The organism is Devosia sp. 67-54, from assembly GCF_001899075.1.
Lineage (GTDB): Bacteria > Pseudomonadota > Alphaproteobacteria > Rhizobiales > Devosiaceae > Devosia_A.
Genome location: NZ_MKVA01000003.1, coordinates 274,101 through 289,305 on the forward strand (window position 1 = coordinate 274,101; position 15,205 = coordinate 289,305).

Consider the following 15,205-nt stretch of genomic DNA (forward strand, 5'->3'; position numbering starts at 1 on the left):
TCAGCGGGTGAAGTAGTCGTTGAGGGTCAGGCCGTACATCAGGCAGATCCAGAACAGCAGCACGGCCACCGTGAGCGACACCAGCAGGCCGCTGCGGCGCAGATGCATGAACACCATGCCGATCAGCGCCGCCTTGGCGACGGCCACCGCGAGGTTGATCAGCGAGTTCCCCGCGCCCAGCGGCACGAAGGTGGAGGCGACCGTGAGGGCCAGCAGCAGCAGCAGGCCGACATAGGTGAGGAGGGCGGCGCGGATGGTCATCAGCGCGCCAAATAGAGCAGCGGGAACAGGAAGACCCAGATCACATCGATGAAGTGCCAGTAAAGGGCGGCCAGCTTCAGCGTGTGGGCGGGTCGCGCCAGGCGCCGCCAGAACAGGGCGATGCCGCCGACAAGGCCGATGCCCGAGATCACGTGTAGCGCGTGCGTGCCGGTGAGAGCCAGGTAGACATCGAAGAACAGCCGCAGATGCTGCGGTTCGGCCTTGGGGTAGCGGTCCGACATGTCGCGGAACGGCAGCAGGCCCTTCTGCGCCTCCTCGAAATATTCGTAGCCCTTGATGCAGAGGAAGACGATCCCAAGCGCCACCGTTGCGAGCGCCGCGAGCCGCGCCCAGCGGCTGCGCTCGCTGCCCCAGATGGTCGCCAGCGCGATGCAGAAGCTGCTGCTCAGGAGCACCGCCGTGTTGAGAGTGCCGAGCGGCAGCGACAGCTCGCGGCTGCCCGCTGCGAAGTCGGCGCCCGGCGCCAGCCGCGCCACCAGATAGCCGAGGATCAGCGCTGAAAACAGCAGCCCTTCCGAGACGAGGAAGACGAAGACGCCGAATTCCCCGCTCGGCTCGACGCCGGTGGCGTGTCCCTGGGCTTCCGCGCTCATCTTGGCGCCGCCGGCCGGTCGATCTCCGGCAGTTCGTACTGGTAGGGCGGCCCGGTGACCTCGGGCTGCGTTGCGAAATTGTGCTGTGGCGGTGGCGAGCTGGTCTGCCATTCGAGGCCCGTCGCGTCCCATGGATTGTCCGGCGCCCGCCGGCTGCGGAACAGCGACCAGCCCAGGTAGCAGAGCGGCATCAGATAGCCGAACGCCAGGATCACCGCGCCGGCGCTTGATAGCATGTTCCACACGGCGAATTCGTCGGGGTAGGTGTGGTAGCGCCGCGGCATGCCGAGATACCCCAGCACGAATTGCGGAAAGAAGGTGAGGTTGAAGCCGACGAAGGTGGTGGCCGCGGCGATGCGCCCCCAGGTTTCGGAATACATGCGGCCTGTCATCTTGGGCCACCAGAAGTGCAGGCCCGCCATGAACGCCGTCACCATGCCGCCGACCATGATGTAGTGGAAATGCGCGATGACGAAGTACGTGTCGGTGAGATGCACGTCCACCGCCAGCGCCGCGAGGAACAGCCCCGCCAGGCCGCCGAACACGAACAGCCCGAGAAAGCCCAGCGCATAGAGCATCGGCGTCTCGAAGGTGATCGAGCCCTTGCGCATGGTCAGCGTCCAGTTGAACACCTTGATGGCCGATGGAACGGCGATGCAGAAGCTCAGGAACGAGAACACCACCCCGGCAAAGCTCGACTGGCCGGACACGAACATGTGGTGGCCCCAGACCAGAAAGCCGAGCAGCGCGATGCCCATCGCCGAATAGGCAACGAACCGGTAGCCGAATAGCGGCCGCCGCGAGAAGCAGGGCAGGATCTCGCTGACCACGCCCATTCCCGGCAGGATCATGATGTACACCGCCGGATGCGAGTAGAACCAGAACAGGTGCTGGAACAGCAGCGGATCGCCGCCCTGCGCCGGATCGAAGATGCCGATGCCGAACACCCGGTCGGCGACAATCAGCAGCAGCGAGGCGGCCAGCACCGGAGTCGCCAGCACCATCACCAGACTGGTGGCGTAGAGCGTCCACACGAAGATCGGCAGCCGGAACCAGGTTTGTCCCGGCGCGCGCAGCTTGTGCGTGGTGACGATGAAGTTGATGCCGGTCATGATCGTCGAAAAGCCGACGATGAACACGCCCGCCGCGGCGAGGCTCACATGCGAGTTGCTGAACATGGTCGAGAGCGGCGTGTAGAAGGTCCAGCCGGTGTCGACGCCGCCGGCGATCACGGCATAGAGGGTCGTCAGCGACCCGGCCATGAATACGTACCAGCTCGCGAGGTTGAGCCGCGGGAAAGCCAGGTCCTTGGCCCCCAGCATCAGCGGCAGCAGGAAATTGCCCAGCGTCGCCGGGATCGACGGGATCAGGAAGAACCACACCATGACGATGCCGTGCACGGTGAAGAGCTTGTTGTAGGTGTCGTCGCTAACGAGGTCGGCGGCCGGCGTGGCGAGCTCGATCCGTATCAGCGTCGCGGCGGCGCCGCCGATGAAGAAGAACGCCAGCAGCGCCACCAGGTACAGCCACGCGATGCGCTTGTGGTCGGTGCTCAGCAGCCACGCCGCCGGGTTCCACCCCTCGGCGAAATAGCTGCGGCGGTCGGGCGCTTCGGCGGTGGCGGTCATGGCGGTCCTCCGGCGTTGGCCAGCGATTTGATGTAGGCGACGAGCTTGCCCAGATCGTCCTCGGTGATCAGCCCCTGGAAGCTCGGCATGATCGGATCGAACCCGCCGACCACGTCCTTCTGGGGCTGCAGGATGGAGTCGCGGATGTAGCCGTCGTCGGCGATGACGGTCTGGCCGCGGCTCAGGCCGACCGGATGGCCATAGAGGCGTTCCAGTCTGGGCGCCCGCACGGTGGCGTTCGGGCCATGGCAGCCCGAGCAGCCGAGCGCCCGAAACAACGTCTGCCCCTGCTCGACCAGCGAGGCCGTGCTCGGCGCCGCTGCCAGCCAGGCGGCGAACTGCTCTTCGGGCTGCACCACGATATGACCGCGCATCTCCGAATGCTGCGTGCCGCAATATTCGGCGCAGAACAGGTCGAACGTGCCGGCGCGGGTGGTCTGGAACCACAGGCGCGTCTCGCGTCCCGGCACGGCGTCCATCTTCATGCGGAAGGCCGGCACGAACATCGAGTGGATCACATCCTCGGAGCTGAGGTTCACCACCACGGGCCGGCCCAGCGGGACGTGCAGCTCATTGATCTCGCGGCGGCCATTGGCGTGCTCGAAGATCCACATCCACTGCTTGCCGATGCCGGCGATCTCGATGGCGCCGGCGGGCGGGTGGTCGCGCTCGAGGAACAGGTCGGCGCCCCACAGGAAAATGCCGAGCGCGATCAGTGCCGTGGCGCTGGTCCAGGCGATCTCGAGCACCGTATTGCGCGCCTGCTCGCCCGAGCGGTCGGCCTTGCTGCCGCGGCGATATTTCACCGCGTAGCCGACCACCAGCACCGTGAGGAAGATGCCCAGCCCGAACGAGAAAGCCAGCAGCGCATAGAACAGCAGGTCGACCTGCGGCGCCAGCGTCGAAGCCTCGATGGGGTGGACCGTTATGCTGTCCATCGCCGCTTCCTGATCTCGAGGAAGACGATGCCGGCGAGGCCGAGCACCACTGTGCCGATCGCCCCGGCGCGCAACAGCGCGACCATCGGAGCGGTGTACTTGCCGGTGCTGGTGTCGTAGCCGGCGCACCACAGCACAATGTGGTCGATGACATTGCCGATGGTGCCGTCCGAGGCATCGACCAGCGCCAGCCGCAAATCGCTGGGCGTAAGCTGGAGGCCGGGCAGCACGTGCGAAATGCGGCCGGCCGGGGTCAGCGTGAACACCGCGACGGGATGGACGAACTGCCGGATGCGCGCGCGCTCGATGGCGCCGATGCCGAACGCTTCGCCGAGCTGCGCCACGCCCGCACCCGAGAGGAACCGCCAGCGGCTGGCGGCGGCGCCTACCGCGTCCGCCAGCCGGTCCTTGGCGGCAGCGGCGTCGTCCGGCCCTTCCTCTGGCGCAAGCGTGATGAACAGCGGCACCACCTGGCCGGCGAGCCCCGAGCGGTCCAGCGCCGACGCGATGACCTGCTGCGCCACGCCGCACTGGTTCGGGCAATTGTGGTAGCCGAATAGGATCAGCGCCGGCCGTCCTGCAGTGAACGCCGAAAGCGGCGCCGTCCGGCCGGTCTCGTCGGTGAGGCTCGTCGTCAGGTCGATCTGCCGGCCGAGCGTCGGATCGAATTCGGGCTGCTGCACCGCCGCGAGAGCAGGGTGCATGGCGAACCAGAGCAGCAGCACCAGCAACACCCTCATCGCGCCGCCCCCTTGGCCGCGAGCAGTCGCATGGCGTCCTCGATGGGCACCTTGGCGTAGCGCTTGCTGCCGTCGGCCCAGTCCAGCCGCTCGAGCTCGGCGTTCTGCGCCGTCCTGTAGGCGGCCAATTGCTGGCGCTGGTCCAGCTCGCTGTCGCCGGGCACCTCGCCGAGATGCTGCGCCGCCGCGAAGCCACCCGCGCGCATGCCCAGGACCAGCCATAGGATGGTCACCGACAGCACCACCAGCGCCCCGAACGTCGCCGCGAAGACCAGCAGTCCGCGCCGCGAGACGTCGCGCTGTTCGTGCGTGTCGTGATGCTGGATCGCGGTATCAGCCATGCGCCGGCCCCATCCGCCACAGGCTTTCCGCGACGTAGCCGGCAAGCACCAGGCCGGCGACGAGCCGCAGCTTCGGCAGGGTTGTACGCACGCTCGCCGGCAGCAGCGCGAAGAACGGCACCACCGCGAACAGCACGACCATCAGGATCAGCAGCGCCGGCCAGGCGCCGTTCAGTCGCCGCAGGTACCACTCGGCTTCGTCCGGCAGGTCGCCCATCCAGCTGATGAGCCATTGCATGGCCGCGAAATATGCCCAGCTCAGCAGCGCGGCGAGCAGCAGCTTGCCGAAATCGCCCTTCACGTCGACCGGGATCAGCAGGATGGTCAGCGCGAAAGCCCCGAGGATCTGCGCGCCGGCGACGATGACGGGATAGATAGTCGAATAATAGCTGGGGTCGAGCGCCTGCATCCAGTCGGTGGTGAAGACCAGCAGCCCCAGCATGTAGGCGATGAGCCCGAGCACCGCGGCGCGGCGCGAGCGGTAGTGGGTCCGCCACACCAGCAGCCAAGCGCCGGCCACCACCAGCGTGCGCACGATGATCCAGGGGGGCTGCAGATAGCCGAGCTTGGCGGCGACACGGGCCGGCAGTTCGGCGGCAGGCTGCGCCACGAAGGGCAGCAGCAGCGGAATTGCTGCCAGCAGCGGCAGGCCGCACAGCAGCAGCAGCGGCAACGTGCCGGCGATGCGTTCGAGCGCGGGCCTGGCTTCCTCGCCCCACAGGCCGCCGGTCAATTTGTGGATCATCAGGATGGCGAGCGCCCCGAGCGGCAGCCCGATCCCCGTCATCACGGCAACCAGCCAGGCCTGCGCGATCGGCGTGAGCCAGCTCATTTGCCGGCCTCCAGCCTGGCCTTGAGCTCGGCCGTGAGATCGGCGGCGGGCACGCGGTCGGCATATTGCAGGGCGCGGATGTACGAGACGATGGCCCAGCGGTCGGCCGGCGGCACCCGCCCCCCATAGGGGAACATCATGCCGTAGCCGTGGGTGATGACGTCGAAGATCTGGCGGTCGCCGAGCGCGACGATGGCGGGCGAATGCAGGTCCGGAGGGTTGGGGAAGCCGCGCTGCACCACGCGGCCGTTGCCGTGTCCGTCATAGGCGTGGCAGGGCGAGCAGAACACGTTGAAGCGGTCCTGCCCGTGCTGCAGCATGCCGAGCGGCAATGCCGCGGGCAGGGCGTCGGGTTGCGGCGCGAGGTCGGCGTCGGTGGCCACGGTCCCCGCGATCTCCGGCCGGTCCGCGGCGCCGTCGCTGAACAGAGGCGAGGTATCGAACGGGTTGCGCTTGGGCATGTCGGCCATCTTCTGGTCGCAGCCGGCGAGGGCGAGCAGCGCAACTAGGCCGATGACGCGCTTCATGGCGTCACGTCCTCGATGCTGACGGCGTGCCATGAGCGCAGCAGCCGCCGCAGCTTGCCACGGTCGAAGCCCGGATCCTCGGCGCCGACCAGCAGATAGAAGCGGTCGCCATTGGCGAGGCTGAAGCTCTGCGCGTTGAACACCGGATGATAGAGCCGCGGCAGCCCATTGCCCGCGAACATGCCGAAGAACCCCACCAGCGCGGCGCCGAGCGTGGCGCATTCGAAGCCTGGAACGAGGAAGGCGGTGAACGCCGCCAGCGGCCGGCCACCGACGTCGATGGGATAGTTGATGGTGGTCGAATAGAGCTGGAGCCCGATGATGCCGAGCCCGCCCACCACGCCGCCGATGAAGGCCCAGACGCGGATGCGGCTCGGCCTGACGCCGATGAGCTCGGGCAGTTCCTTGATCGGGAACGGCGTGAACGCATCGAGCGACACGAGGCCACGGTCACGTGCCTTGCGGGCGGCCGCCAGCAGCGCCTCGGGACTATCGAAGCCGGCCAGCAGGCCGGTGCTCCGCGGTTCGCTCATCGCGCCACCTCGTGACGCAACTCCTGCACCTCAAAGATGGTGATCGCCGGCAGCACCCGCAGGAACAGGAACAGCAGCGTGAAGAACATGCCCAGCGAGCCGAACAGCAGGCCGAAATCGGTCCAGGTCGGCTCCACGTCGCGCCACGCCGAGGGCATGAAGTCCTTGGTGAGGCTGGTGACCACGATCACGTAGCGTTCGAGCCACATGCCGATATTGATCAGGATCGACAGTCCGAACAGCAGCCAGGCATTGGTGCGGACGCGCTTGAACCACAGCAGTTGCAGCGTGCCGACATTGCACGCCAGCATGATCCAGAAGGTCCAGCCATAGCTGCCGAAGGCACGGTTCCACATCATGAACCGCTCGAACTCGTCTCCCGAGTACCAGGAGAAGAAGGCTTCGGAGATGTAGCCGAAGGCCACCAGCGCGCCGGAGGCGAGCATCACCTTGGCGCCGGCGTCGAGGTGCTTTTCGGTGATGAATTGCTCAAAGCCGAAGAACTGCCGCAGCGGCACGGCGATGGTGAACACCATCGCAAAGCCGGAATAGAGGGCGCCGGCGACGAAATAGGGCGGAAAGATCGTCGAGTGGTAGCCGGGCACGATGGCGCTGGTGAAATCCAGCGACACCACCGAGTGCACCGAGACCACCAGCGGCGTCGCCAGCGCGGCGATGAGGAAATAGGCGCGCTCGAAGCGGCTCCAATGGTGCACCGAGCCGCGCCAGCCCAGCGCCAGCAGCCCGTAGACGACCTGCTTGCCGCGTGTGGTCGCGCGGTCGCGCAGCACGGCGAGGTCGGGCACCAGCCCCATGTACCAGAACATCAGCGACACGAGGATGTAGGTGGCGATGGCGAAGAAGTCCCACACCAGCGGGCTGCGCCATTGCGGCCAGGGCATGTGGGTCACCGGCAGCGGCAGCAGCCAGTAGAAATATCGCGGCCGGCCCAGATGCAGGATCGGGAACAGCCCGGCCATCGACGCGGCCAGCAGCGTCATCGCCTCGGCGAAGCGGTTGATGGAGTTGCGCCAGTTCTGGCTGAGCAGCACCAGCACCGCCGAGATCAGCGTGCCGGCATGGCCGATGCCGATCCACCACACGGTGTTGACGATCATGAAGCCCCAGGCGGCGGGAATGTTGAGGCCGATGGTGCCGATGCCTTCGACCAGGAGCCATGTGATCGAGAACAGGAAGCCCAGCGCCACCACGAACAGCACCAGGAAGGCCAGCCAGAAATATCGCGGCAACCGCCCGCGCAGCGGCACGCTGGCGATGCGGGCGGCGATCTCGGCGTCGGAGGGCCGCCCGATGAGCACCGGCTCAGACACGGTTGCGCACCTTGGCGAGATAGGTGGTGCGCGGCCGCGTGCCGAGCTCGGCCAGCATGGCGTAGCTCGACGGCTCGGCTTTTTCAGCCACCACCTTGGCGCTTCGGTCGTTGATGTTGCCGAAAGTGATTGCCCGCGTCGGGCACGACTGCTGGCACGCCGTCAGCACCGCGCCGTCGGCGATCGGCGTATCGGTGATGTCGCCGTCGATCCGGGCCTCGGCGATGCGCTGCACGCAATAGGTGCATTTCTCCATGACCCCACGTTCGCGCACCGAAACGTCGGGGTTCATCAATAGGCTCAGCGGCGAGGTTTCGATGATGTCCTTGTTGTAGTCGAAGAAGTTGAACCGCCGGACCTTGTAGGGGCAGTTCTGCGAGCAGTACCGGGTCCCGACGCAGCGGTTGTAGACCTGCGCGTTCAGCCCGTCATGCGTGTGCACCGTGGCGTTGACCGGGCAGACGACCTCGCACGGCGCCTTCTCGCATTGCATGCAGGGCACCGGCTGGAACGACGTCTCGGGCGTGGCCGGATCGCCGGAATAGTAGCGGTCGATCCTGAGCCAATTCATGTCGTGGCCGCGCGCCATTTCCTCGGGACCGACGACGGGCGAGTTGTTTTCCGCCTGGCAGGCCGACACGCACGCCATGCAGCCGATGCAGGCGGTGAGGTCGATGCTCATGCCCCAGGCCTCCTCGGGGTTGTCCCAGTCCGGCAGGACGGAGGGTTGCTTTTCCGGCTTGGGGTTGGGGCCGGGCCATTGCGCGAGCTCCACCTCGTGCAGCAGATCCCGCCCTTCGGTCGCGTGGTGCTCCTGCGTGGTGATCACGCCGACGTGGTGCCCGGTCGCGGCGACGGCAAGCGGGCCGGTCGTGTCGAGCAGGGGAAAGGCGTTGGCCCCGACCGGGGCGTCGTCCGCGATCTGTCGCCCCCAGCCGAGCGACACCGCGATGGTGTCGTCCGGCATGCCCGGATGCACGAAGGCGGGCAGTCTGACCATGCGGCCCTGCCGCTCGATGCTGATCTCGTCGCCCGACGCGAGGCCGAGCCGGGACGCGGTGGCCGCCGACATCTCGGCGGCGTTGCCCCACACCAGCTTGCTGAGCGGCCGGGGCAGCTCGGTGAGCGACAGGTTCGCGGCCCACGCGCCATCGCGAAAATACGGATCGGCGGCGAGCACCAGCTCCAGCCCCGTGGCAGCAACGCCTGCCGCAGGAACGGGCGCGGGCGCCAGGGCCAGCGCAGGCGCGGCCGTGCCGGCGACGACGCCCGTCTTCAGCGCCGTGCCCCAGGCGGTCTCGTCGAGCTGCGGCCAGGTGGAACGGACGAGATCGTGGGTGCTGGTGGTGAAATCGCCGGCCAGTGTCGCCAGCATGTCATGCGCGGTGCGGCCCTGGTACAGCGGCTCGATCAGCGGCTGCAGCAGCGACGCCGTGCCGTCATAGGCGCGCAGGTCCGACCAGCTTTCGAGCGCATGCGTCGCCGGCACGTGCCAATGCGCCAGCCGCGCGGTGGCGTCGAGATGGAGGCCGTGGTGGTAGAGGCGCCGCAGCCGGCGCAGGGCCGGCGCGATCGTTGGCGTCGCGTGCACGAGGTCGACGTCGAGGACGATCAGGGTCTGCAATCGGCCGTCGTCGATGTCGGCCGCCAGATCGGCCAGGGAACCGTCGCCGGCGAGTTCCGGCGAGGCGATGTAGCGGACCGGCGCGCCGAGCTGCTGGTTCATCTGCTGCGCCAACGCGGTGACATGCGCGCTGGACTGCGAGCCGGTGACCACGAGGGCGGCGCCGCGACGCAGATCGTCGATCAGCGGCATGATGCCGGGATCGATCGACCCGGTTCCGGCCAGCGCGGCCGCGATCTTCTCCGCTTCGCCGTCGAGTGCGCTCGGCTTGACCCGGCGCACCCAGTCCGCATTTGCGCCGGTGAGGGTCGGTGCGCTCTCGAGGGCATAGAGGCGGCTCATCGTCCGGTGGTCGTGCCGCACGCGGCGGCCCTCGGCGAAGGCACGGGCATAGGCCAGCTTGCCCGGTCCCTCGCCGAGCATGTCGCCGCCCAGCGACAGGATCGTCGTTACGCCGCTCGGATCGTAGATCGGCACGATCTCGTCCCGCGACAGCGGCGCATGGCGATAGACCCGCAGCGCGGGCATCTGCACCCTAAGCGCCGCCAGTTGCCGCCTGAGCGTCGGCGAGGTCTCGGCGCCGATGACGATGCCGAGGCCAGCGCCGTCGGCCGCCGCTGCGCGCAGCGCCGCGATCTCGCCCTGGAAGGCGGTCCAGGTCGACACCTCTGTGCCGTGGCGGACCACGCGCGATCGGGCCGGATCGTAGAGCGACCAGACGCTCGCCTGCATGATGGCATCGGTGCCGCCGAGCGACGCGGGATGCAGCGGATTGCCCTCGATCTTGGTCGGCCGGCCCTCATGGCTCTCGGCCAGCACGCCCATGGCATAGCCGTCGATGGGGATCGACGTCGCGAAGAAGCGGGGTCGGCCGGGAACGATGTGTTCGGGCTCATCGACATAGGGGGCGATGCTCGCAGGTGCCTTGCAGGCCGCGACGCCGGCCATCAGCAGCGAGGCGCCCAGAAGCTTCAGCGCCGTGCGCCGGTTGCTCCGCACGCCGGCGGAAAAGCGCGAGGCGATGTCCGGAAATTCCTGCGCCAGCCGCGCCCGAAAGGATGGTGTTCTACTGAGCTCGTCGAGGCTGCGCCAGAAGCGCGCCGGGGGCTCGGTGTCGAGTTGTGCACGGATGCTAGCGGTGACAGACATAACAGTCCGTCAGCGTGTCTGGATGGATGTGGAAATGCGCGAGCAGCGCCGCGCCGAGCTTGCGCGGGTCGTCGGCCGGCGTCCAGTCCATGGAGAATTCCGCGCTCTCCGGCCGCAAATTCGGCGCCGGGTCGCGGTGGCAGTTGAGGCACCATTCCATGGTCAGCGGCGCCGCCTGCTGCATCAGTGGCATGTCGTCGACGCGCCCGTGGCAGGTGACGCAGCCGACGCCGTTGTTCACGTGCGCCGCGTGGTTGAAATAGACATAGTCGGGCAGGGCGTTGACGCGGTTCCACGCCACCGGCTTGCCGGACTGGAAGCTCGCCCGGATGGGCGCCAGCACCGGCGCGTCCTTGAGGATCTGCGAGTGGCAGGTCATGCACACTTCGCTGGCTGGCAGTCCGGCGCTGGCCGAGATCTTTGTGCCCTGGTGGCAATATTGGCAGCTCAGCCCGACCTCGCCGACGTGATGCGCATGAGAAAACGGCACCGGCTGCCCCACCGCCGCATATTGCCCTGTCACCCAGGGCGATCGATCTACTGTTGCCCACGCAATCGGCACCACCAGCACCAGGGCCAGCAGGCCATAGAGTGCGACATAGACAAGCTGGCTGGCTTGTTGGCTGAAGATTTGCGCCATGGGCGAAGAACGACGCTGAAATATCGATCTGGGTAAACCTGCGCTGTCCGGATTGGTTCCGGCCCGCTACCGACCGGGGCGGAGGCCGCCTTTCGTCGCAATTTGGGAACTCGCTGCCGTGAGCTTGATTGAGCGTCGAAAGACCACAACAGGAGGAGCGTCATGGCCCATCCGTCCTATTCCCGCGGCTTCGCCTACTGGCTCACCATGCTGCTGGCGGTGGCGATGCTCCTGATCGGCGCGTGGCTCGTTGTCGGCGGCGCCTGGCTAATCACGCTGGGTGGATCGCCGTACTACGGCATTGCCGGGCTGCTGCTGATCGTCACCAGCGTCCTGTTGTTCCGCGGCGAGCAGTTGGCCATTCCGGTGTACGTTCTGGCCTTCGTCTTCACGCTGATCTGGGCGATCTGGGAGTCCGGCTTCAACGGCTGGGCGCAGGTGCCCCGCCTGCTCGGCCCGGTGATCCTGCTGGTCCTCGTGCTGCTTGCCAACCCGGTGCTGCGGGCCATCCGGCCGATCGCGTGGACCGGGTGGCGCCCCACGCAAGGTGCGACGGCCGTCGCAGCGATCGCTCTCGGCCTCCTGGTCGCCGCGCCGTCGGTGCTTCATGGCCGCGCCGATGCGCAGGACGCGCAGACCACCGCCGGCACGCCGACGCCCATCGACACCATGGCGAAAGGCGGCGGCAAGGACTGGCCGGTCTATGGCGGCAGCAATCTCGAGACGCGCTATTCGACCCTGGCCGAGATTACCCCCGACAACGCCGGCAAGCTGAAGCAGGTCTGGCAGTACCGCACCGGCGATCTGCCGGACACGCAGCCCCATCCGGACGAATTGAAGAACAAATATTCGCCCGAGACGACGCCGATCAAGATCGGCGACACGCTCTACCTCTGCTCAGCACGCAACATCATCCTCGCGGTCGACGCCGGCAGCGGCAAGGAGGCCTGGCGCTACGACCCGCAGGTCAGCAATGGCCACATCCCGTACGGCGCGACCTGCCGGGGTGTCGCCTACTACGCGGTACCCGATGCGCCCGCCGGCCAGCCCTGCGCCAACCGCATCGTCGAGGGGACGATGGATGCGCGGCTCATCGAGGTCGATGCCGCGACCGGCAGGCTCTGCACCGATTTCGGCACCGGCGGCCAGGTCAGCCTGCTCAAGGGCATCGGCCGTACCGTCCCCGGCTGGTACGGCAACAATGCTCCGCCGATGATCGTGCGCAACGTTATCGTCATGGGCGCGCAGGTGCAGGATGGCATGGACGAAGACGCGCCGTCGGGCGTCATCCGGGGCTACGACGTCGTCAGCGGCAAGTTCCTGTGGGCCTGGGACATGGGGCGTCCGGGCGTCACCACGGAGCCGGGGCCGGGCAAAACCTACACCCGCGGCACGCCGAACATGTGGACCGCCGCGGCGGGCGACGACGAGCTCGGCCTTGTCTACGTGCCGCTGGGCAATTCGTCGGTCGACTATTTCGGCGGCAACCGCAAGCCGTACGAGAACACCTACAATTCCTCGGTGGTCGCGATCGACGTGACCACCGGCAAGGACGTCTGGCACTTTCAGACCGTGCACTACGACGTGTGGGACTACGATCTTGGCAGCCAGCCGACCCTGTTCGACTATCCCGGTGACGCCGGCCCGATACCGGCGCTGGTGCTGCCGTCCAAGCAGGGGCAGATTTATGTGCTCGACCGCCGCACCGGCAAGCCGCTGCAGCCGGTCACCGAACGGGCGGTGCCCAGCACCGGCAGCGTCGAGCCCGACAAGCTCAGCCCCACGCAGCCCTATTCCGGCTATGCCAATGTCGACCGCCCCAATTTGACGGAATCCGACATGTGGGGGGCGACGCTGATGGATCAGCTGTGGTGCCGCATCCAGTTTCGAGAGGCCAATTATTTCGGCCAGTACACTCCGCCCAGCGTCGACAAGCCGTTCATCCAGTATCCGAGCTACAATGGCGGCTCGGACTGGGGCGGCGTCGCCGTGGACGAGAAGGATGGCATTCTAATCGCCAACTACAACGACATGCCCAATTTCGACCAGCTCGTGCCGCGGGCGGAGGCCGACAAGCTCGGCTGGAGGGCGATCGACGATCTCGGCGGCGCCGACACCAAGGGCGAGGAGGCAGCCGTGCAGAAGGGCGCACCCTACGCGACGCTGATCAACGCCGGCTGGAAGGTGCCGTTCACCGGCCTGCTGTGCAAGCAGCCGCCCTATGGCGGCATCCGCGCCATCGATCTCAAGACCGGCAGGACCCTGTGGGACCACCCGCTCGGCGATGCCCGCGCCAACGGTCCGTTCGGCCTGCCCACCTATTTGCCGATCACCATCGGCACGCCCAACAATGGCGGCCCGCTGATCACCGCCGGCGGCCTGGTGTTCATTGCCGCGAGCACCGACAACGTCTTCCGCGCCTTCGACATCAGGACCGGCAAGGAGGTCTGGAGCACGCAGCTCCCGGCCGGCGGGCAGGCGACGCCGATGACCTTCGAGGCCGACGGCAAGCAGGTTGTCGCCATCTTCGCCGGCGGCCATCACTTCATGAAGACCCCGGTGGGCGACGACCTGATCGCCTACGCCGTGCCGGACGAGAGCGGGCAGCACTGAACGCCGCCCTCGCGGGTGGTGTAACTTGACACGCATCCGCGCTGCTCTACCATGACCGTCGCCGGAAGGAGGATCCCGGCGGTTTCTGAAACACTGCGAACAGGCGGGAGCGACAAGCCCCGGCCGTTCTGGGAGGGGTTGAAATGAGGTACGTACATCTTACTCGCCGCGCGATTCTGGCGCTCGGCGCATCGCTGCTGGTCATGGGCGCATCGTCCGCCTTCGCCGATTCGACCATCAAATGGCTGCATCTGGAGACCAATCCCGCCCGCCTCGCCGCCATGCAGGATGTGGCCAAGGCTTATGAGACGGCGCATCCGGGCGTGAAGGTGGAGCTGCAATTCCTCGAAAACGAGGCGTTCAAGGCCAAATTGCCGACGCTGCTGCAGTCCGACGATCCGCCGTCGCTGTTCTACACCTGGGGCGGCGGCGTGCTGAAGGAACAGTCCCAGACCGGCAAGATCCGCGCCCTCGACGCCGCGCTCGACGCCAACAATGGCGAGTGGCGGAACGAGCTGAGCCAGGGCGCCATCAGCGCCATGACCTTCGACGGCAAGGTCTGGGCGGCGCCGTTCAAGAGCGGCGTGGTGTCGTTCTGGTACAACAAGGAATTGTTCAAGAAGGCCGGTGTGGACGGCACCGCCATCCACACCTGGACCGATTTCACCGGCGCCGTGCAGAAACTCAAGGATGCCGGCGTCACTCCGCTCGCCTGCGGCGGCGGCGACAAATGGCCGATCCACTTCTACTGGAGCTACCTCAGCATGCGCGAAGCCGGTCAGGCCGGGTTCGACGCCGCCAAGGCCGGCCAGAATGGCGGCTTCACCGCCGAGCCCTTCATCAAGGCCGGCCAGCTGCTCGCCGACCTCGGCAAGATGAACCCGTGCCAGGATGGCTGGCAGGGAGCTACCTGGCCGGAGACCGTACCGGTATTCGATGATGGCCGCGCCGCCATGCTGCTCGGCTTCGAGAACATGGCGACCCCGACCAGCCAGGCGTCCAACGCCACCGACGGCAAGGGCCTGGCCCAGGACAATATTGGCCGCTTCCCGTTCCCGACCATCGAGGGCGGCGCCGGCACCATCACCGAGGATTTCGGCGGCATCAACGGCTGGGTGGTCACCGCCGCCGCCCCGCCCGAGACCGAGGACTTCGTGAAGTTCCTGACCAACGCCGCGAACGAGAGCAAGTTCGTGGCGCTGGGCGACCTGCCGGTGATCAAGGGCGCCGACGGCGCGATCACCGATCCGACGCTCAAGGACGTCGCCAACCAGATGGCCAAGGCCACCTGGCACCAGAACTATGTCGACCAGGACCTCGGGCCCAATGTCGGCCGCGTCGTCAACGACATGTCGGTGGCCATCTTCTCGGGCGAGGTGTCGCCCCAAGATGGCTCGCAGCAGATCGAGGATGCGCATAGCATGTAGTCGCGAC

At 67.2% G+C, this 15,205-nt stretch carries 14 protein-coding genes; 2 read left to right on the forward strand and 12 right to left on the reverse strand.

The window, feature by feature from the left end; genetic code table 11:
• The 12 genes from BGO82_RS03985 to BGO82_RS04040 are packed head-to-tail and all read right to left on the reverse strand — an operon-like array spanning position 1 to position 11,158.
• Entirely contained in the window at positions 1–261 is a 261-nt protein-coding gene (locus BGO82_RS03985; RefSeq protein ID WP_291304254.1) for a cytochrome C oxidase subunit IV family protein, read from the reverse strand.
• A complete protein-coding gene (locus BGO82_RS03990; protein ID WP_291304255.1) occupies positions 261–875 on the reverse strand; it encodes a cytochrome c oxidase subunit 3 in 615 nt (204 codons plus the stop codon). Before BGO82_RS03990 ends, BGO82_RS03985 begins: the two co-directional genes overlap by 1 nt.
• Positions 872–2,503: a cytochrome c oxidase subunit I gene (ctaD, locus tag BGO82_RS03995; RefSeq protein WP_291304256.1), complete on the reverse strand. Its 1,632-nt coding sequence runs from the start codon at positions 2,501–2,503 to the stop codon at positions 872–874. The genes BGO82_RS03990 and ctaD overlap by 4 nt, the downstream gene beginning before the upstream one ends.
• Positions 2,500–3,441: a cytochrome c oxidase subunit II gene (gene coxB, locus BGO82_RS04000; protein WP_291304257.1), complete on the reverse strand. Its 942-nt coding sequence runs from the start codon at positions 3,439–3,441 to the stop codon at positions 2,500–2,502. The genes ctaD and coxB overlap by 4 nt, the downstream gene beginning before the upstream one ends.
• The gene (locus BGO82_RS04005; RefSeq protein WP_291304258.1) at positions 3,429–4,181 is read right to left on the reverse strand and encodes an SCO family protein; all 753 of its coding nucleotides are present in this window, start codon (positions 4,179–4,181) and stop codon (positions 3,429–3,431) included. The genes coxB and BGO82_RS04005 overlap by 13 nt, the downstream gene beginning before the upstream one ends.
• Entirely contained in the window at positions 4,178–4,522 is a 345-nt protein-coding gene (locus BGO82_RS04010) for a hypothetical protein (RefSeq protein WP_291304259.1), read from the reverse strand. The genes BGO82_RS04005 and BGO82_RS04010 overlap by 4 nt, the downstream gene beginning before the upstream one ends.
• A complete protein-coding gene (locus BGO82_RS04015; RefSeq protein WP_291304260.1) occupies positions 4,515–5,354 on the reverse strand; it encodes a hypothetical protein in 840 nt (279 codons plus the stop codon). Before BGO82_RS04015 ends, BGO82_RS04010 begins: the two co-directional genes overlap by 8 nt.
• The gene (locus BGO82_RS04020; protein WP_291304261.1) at positions 5,351–5,881 is read right to left on the reverse strand and encodes a cytochrome c; all 531 of its coding nucleotides are present in this window, start codon (positions 5,879–5,881) and stop codon (positions 5,351–5,353) included. Before BGO82_RS04020 ends, BGO82_RS04015 begins: the two co-directional genes overlap by 4 nt.
• The gene (locus BGO82_RS04025) at positions 5,878–6,414 is read right to left on the reverse strand and encodes a DUF3341 domain-containing protein (protein WP_291304262.1); all 537 of its coding nucleotides are present in this window, start codon (positions 6,412–6,414) and stop codon (positions 5,878–5,880) included. The genes BGO82_RS04020 and BGO82_RS04025 overlap by 4 nt, the downstream gene beginning before the upstream one ends.
• The gene (gene nrfD, locus BGO82_RS04030) at positions 6,411–7,745 is read right to left on the reverse strand and encodes an NrfD/PsrC family molybdoenzyme membrane anchor subunit (RefSeq protein WP_291304263.1); all 1,335 of its coding nucleotides are present in this window, start codon (positions 7,743–7,745) and stop codon (positions 6,411–6,413) included. The genes BGO82_RS04025 and nrfD overlap by 4 nt, the downstream gene beginning before the upstream one ends.
• Positions 7,738–10,518 carry a TAT-variant-translocated molybdopterin oxidoreductase gene (locus BGO82_RS04035; RefSeq protein WP_291304264.1) on the reverse strand — a complete coding sequence of 927 codons (2,781 nt, stop codon included), beginning with the start codon at positions 10,516–10,518 and terminating at the stop codon, positions 7,738–7,740. Before BGO82_RS04035 ends, nrfD begins: the two co-directional genes overlap by 8 nt.
• Positions 10,502–11,158, reverse strand: coding sequence for a cytochrome c3 family protein (locus tag BGO82_RS04040; protein WP_291304265.1), 657 nt, complete (start codon positions 11,156–11,158; stop codon positions 10,502–10,504). Before BGO82_RS04040 ends, BGO82_RS04035 begins: the two co-directional genes overlap by 17 nt.
• Positions 11,159–11,320: 162 nt before the next feature.
• Between BGO82_RS04040 and BGO82_RS04045 the strand changes: the two genes are divergently transcribed.
• On the forward strand, positions 11,321–13,771 hold the full coding sequence (locus BGO82_RS04045; protein ID WP_291304266.1) for a membrane-bound PQQ-dependent dehydrogenase, glucose/quinate/shikimate family: 2,451 nt from the start codon (positions 11,321–11,323) through the stop codon (positions 13,769–13,771).
• Between the two features lie 143 nt (positions 13,772–13,914).
• Positions 13,915–15,198 (forward strand): extracellular solute-binding protein, encoded by a 1,284-nt coding sequence (locus BGO82_RS04050; protein WP_291304267.1) that lies wholly within the window; start codon positions 13,915–13,917, stop codon positions 15,196–15,198.
• The last annotated feature ends 7 nt before the right edge of the window (positions 15,199–15,205 follow it).